This window comes from Stenotrophomonas sp. 3diitr2024 (assembly GCF_042136455.1).
Classification (GTDB): Bacteria; Pseudomonadota; Gammaproteobacteria; order Xanthomonadales; family Xanthomonadaceae; genus Stenotrophomonas; species Stenotrophomonas sepilia.
Window position 1 is genome coordinate 1 of record NZ_JBHHMJ010000769.1, and the last position, 3,854, is coordinate 3,854.

General features: G+C 69.3%; 4 protein-coding genes. 3 read left to right on the plus strand and 1 reads right to left on the minus strand.

Annotation, left to right across the window (positions count from 1 at the left end):
* Window positions 1-60: 60 nt before the first annotated feature.
* From ABGA94_RS20330 to hemF, 3 genes are all read left to right on the plus strand, one after another.
* Window positions 61-621, plus strand: a complete 561-nt coding sequence (locus ABGA94_RS20330; protein WP_279946274.1) for a hypothetical protein — start codon at window positions 61-63, stop codon at window positions 619-621.
* 69 nt (window positions 622-690) lie between these two features.
* Window positions 691-2,307 (plus strand): hypothetical protein, encoded by a 1,617-nt coding sequence (locus ABGA94_RS20335; protein WP_111128555.1) that lies wholly within the window; start codon window positions 691-693, stop codon window positions 2,305-2,307.
* Window positions 2,308-2,361: 54 nt separating this feature from the next.
* Window positions 2,362-3,258: an oxygen-dependent coproporphyrinogen oxidase gene (hemF, locus tag ABGA94_RS20340; RefSeq protein WP_069138869.1), complete on the plus strand. Its 897-nt coding sequence runs from the start codon at window positions 2,362-2,364 to the stop codon at window positions 3,256-3,258.
* Between the two features lie 36 nt (window positions 3,259-3,294).
* Here hemF and ABGA94_RS20345 read toward each other — a convergent pair whose 3' ends face one another.
* Window positions 3,295-3,774: a DUF421 domain-containing protein gene (locus tag ABGA94_RS20345; RefSeq protein WP_053498330.1), complete on the minus strand. Its 480-nt coding sequence runs from the start codon at window positions 3,772-3,774 to the stop codon at window positions 3,295-3,297.
* Window positions 3,775-3,854: the final 80 nt, after the last annotated feature.

The window sequence follows — 3,854 nt, forward strand, 5'->3', positions numbered from 1 at the left end:
GCCGTCGCCACCCGGGCGACGGCCCGCTGAGCAGGCGGGCGCCGACTGCAAGGACATCGGATGTCAATGTCGATCCCGTCGATCCCCTCGCCGCTTTCCCCGGCGTATCACGCCTGGGTGCGCCCGGTCGCACAGGCTTCGTTCTGGCTGTCACTGCTGCTGACGATCTACTTCGTGCTGCAGGGACTGGTGCTGTGGCCGCTGCAGAACCTCAGGCTGTGGCGCCTGGTGGAAAGCGAAGTGCAGCAACAGCAGCTGCACAGCCTGGTCTGGCTGCTGGCGCACCCGGTGGCCGCGTCAATGGTCGTCGCGCTGTTGTGCCTGGCCTCGACCGTGTCCAGCTGGGGCCTGCTGCGTGAACGTCGCTGGGGCCTGTGGAGCTTCGTGATACTGCTGCTGCTGAGTGCCCTGACCAACTTCGCAGCCGCCTGGTGGCTGGACCTGTTCATGGGCGACTTCATTCCGCTGCTGGCCGATGACCCGGCCCTGCTGCAGGAGCTGCAGCTGAAACGCTGGCTGATCACGCTGACCGTGGTCGGCATGTCGTTCGTGCTTCTCGGCCTGCAGGGCTGGCTGGCCTGGCGACTGCTGCGCCCCGACGTGCGCGCGCGCTTCCACTGAGTTCTGCCGGGCGTGGGCCAGGGCCTCCGGCAGCACCCGGCGTTTGCCTTTGATCGCCAAGGAGATGACATGCTCTCACGCGCACCGTACCGCCACTGGCTGGCCTGGGCGTTGCTGCTGGCCACGCCGGTGGCCGCGGCACAGTCACCGCAATGCGGCCTGTTCGAGGCCGAGGAAGGCAGCAGCACGCTGCGTGTCAGCTCATCCAACCGCGGCGAGCAGAAGCACTTCGGCAGCGCACCGACGCCGGTCGCGTTCCAGCAGATCGACGGAAAGCTGCAGCTGGTGAACCTGGAGTACGGCCTGCCCAGCGTGCTGCAAGTGCGCGATCGGGGCCGCACGGTCGAGGTGGATGGCACGGTCTACACCCTGCAGGCCCCCGCACAATGCGCCGCAGCCGCCACCCCGGCTGAAGGCAGCTGCCTGGCCGATGCGGCGGCGTGCCTGGACAACCGTCGCGAAGCGACCCCGACCGTGCTGGCAGCGGCTTGCCGGGAGGGCGTGCCCGGCATGTGCCTGCAGCTGGCCGATCGCTGGCATGACGAGGCCAGGGCGCCGGCCACGCCGGATGAGGCGCAGCAACAGGCCATCCTCGATACCGCACTGGCCGGCATCGAACTGCCTGTGCCGTGCCGGAATGGCGGCTTCAGCAACGAGACACCGGCCTGTGCAGCGGCGCTGGAAGCGGATCCGGCGCTGCAGGAGCAGATCGTCAAGGCCGCGATGGGTGCGGCGATGGTCGAAGCGGTGAGCTCCGTGCTGTCACCCTCCACGCCGGTGGTGGTGCCGGCCGCGCAGCGCCAGCAGCTGTTGCAGTTGTGCCAGCAGGTCGGCCATGGCGGCTTCTGCAGCCGCGTGGCCGAGCTCTCGTGGGAATCCGGCGACCCCTTGCAGGCGGTGCAGGCACTGGCCACAGCGTGCGCGCCCGGCAAGGACAGCGCCGCCTGTGAGCGCCTGCCTGCGTTGCGGGCGCTGGGCGCCTCGTTGCGGCCGCAGCCGGCTACGGCGCTGCCCTGCGGTACCTTCCGCGCCGCAGGTGGCCTGATGGATACGCTGGACTTCGGCGATGCAGGACGGGTCGGCATCGGCTGGGACAGCCAGCTGCGTGCCCGTGTCGAAGAGGGCGACATCCGCATCCGCCACGACAAAGGCGGCGACTTCGTGCTGCGGCCGTTGCCCGGGGGCCAGCTGCTGGGCCTGGACACGTGGACACGCTTCCAGGTGTTCGTGCCGACCGGCGAGGGCGCGAGCACCTGCAGCCCGCCGAAACACTACACGGTGCTGCCGCTGCCGCAGGACTGCCCACTGGCGCTGGCCAACGAGGACGGCGCCGACGCCTGCTGTGCGCAGGGCAAGCTGCAGGGCTGCAACATACTCGGCAACCGGCTCGCGCTGTCCGGGCACTGGCTGCAGGCCGCAGAGCACTACACCACGGTCTGCCGCGCCGGCGTCCGCGAAGGGTGCGAGAACCTGGTCACCGCGCAGGGCAATGGGGCGGACGTGGATGCACGCGCCATCCTGGGGCAACTGTGCGAGGCCGACCGCAGCGGCCTGCATGTGGCCTGCGATGTGCTCGGAACCCAGAACTGGGAGCTGATCATGCTGGGCGGTGCCCTGCAGAAGGCGGTTGATGAAGCGGCCGTGGACGACGCTCCGGCGCCGCGCACTACCAACCGCAAGCGCTGAGCCTGCCAGGGCCTGTCCGCGGCGTTGGCCGGGCCCTGCGGTAAAGTACGCGCCATGAACGAATTCGAGCGCGTTCGCGCCTACCTCACCGAGCTGCAGGACCGCATCTGTGCGGCGATCGAGGCCGTCGATGGCCGGGCCCGCTTCCAGGAAGACCTGTGGCAGCGTGCCGAGGGCGGTGGCGGGCGTACCCGCGTGCTGCGCGACGGTGCGGTGTTCGAGCAGGCCGGCATCGGCTTCTCCGACGTGGCTGGCAGCCGCCTGCCACCGTCAGCCTCGGCCAACCGCCCGGAACTGGCGGGCGCCTCCTGGCGCGCCACCGGCGTGTCGCTGGTGTTCCACCCGCTCAACCCGTACGTGCCGACCACCCATGCCAACGTGCGCTTCTTCCAGGCGCAGCGCGACGGCGAAGTGGTGGCCAGCTGGTTCGGCGGCGGCTTCGACCTGACCCCGTTCTACCCGTTCGACGAGGACGTGCAGCATTGGCACCGGGTCGCACGCGACCTGTGCACGCCGTTCGGCGAAGAACGCTATGCCGCGCACAAGCGCTGGTGCGACGAATACTTCTTCCTGCGCCACCGCAATGAAACGCGCGGCGTCGGCGGCCTGTTCTTCGATGACCTGCACGGCGACTTCGAGCGCGATTTCGCTTATCTGCGTGCGGTCGGCGATGGCTTCCTCGATGCGTACCTGCCGATCGTGCAGCAGCGCAAGGACGCCCTCTACGGCGAGCGCGAACGCGAGTTCCAGCTGTACCGCCGCGGCCGCTACGTGGAATTCAACCTGGTCTACGACCGCGGTACCCTGTTCGGGCTGCAGAGCGGTGGCCGCAGCGAAAGCATCCTGATGAGCCTGCCACCGCGGGTGCGCTGGGAATACGGCTTCTCGCCCGAACCGGGCAGCCCCGAATCGCGCCTGGCCGACTATCTGGTGCCGCGCGACTGGCTCTGAGGGGTGCCGTCGCGCGGGGCGTGGGCTCGGCGCTGGTCAGCTGCCCTTCCGCGCGATGATGGTGATGTGCCCGGTGGTCTCCAGCAGGGCAATCTGCACGTCTTCAATCTGCAGCCCGCCCTGCTGGCGCAGCGCGGCATCGAAGTCGGCGCGGCTGATCAGCTCGCGGCGAAGTACCGCCTCGAACAGGCGACCATCGCGCGCGATTACGGTGGGCTCTCCTTCGATCAACCGCTCCATCCGCCGGTTCCGGGTGGTCAGCCAGCCCACCCCGTAGTTCAGCAGGATCAGGGTCGCCGCCAGCAGCAGGCCGCCGCCCAGCGAGGTGTCAGCGCCCAGCAGCGCGTTCTGCACCGCGTTGCCCAGCAGCACGATCAGCAGCACGTCGAAGGGCGTGATCTGCCCCAGGGCCCGCTTGCCGCCCAGCCGGACCATGCCCAGCACCACGACATACACCACCACCGCGCGCAGGATGAATTCCCACCACGGCATGGCCAGGGCGAACAGGTCGGGCATGGTCTTCCCCTGCGGAACGGTGGCCCAGCCTAGCACCTGGGGTCAGATCCCTTTGCCCGACGGGCAAAGGGATCTGACCC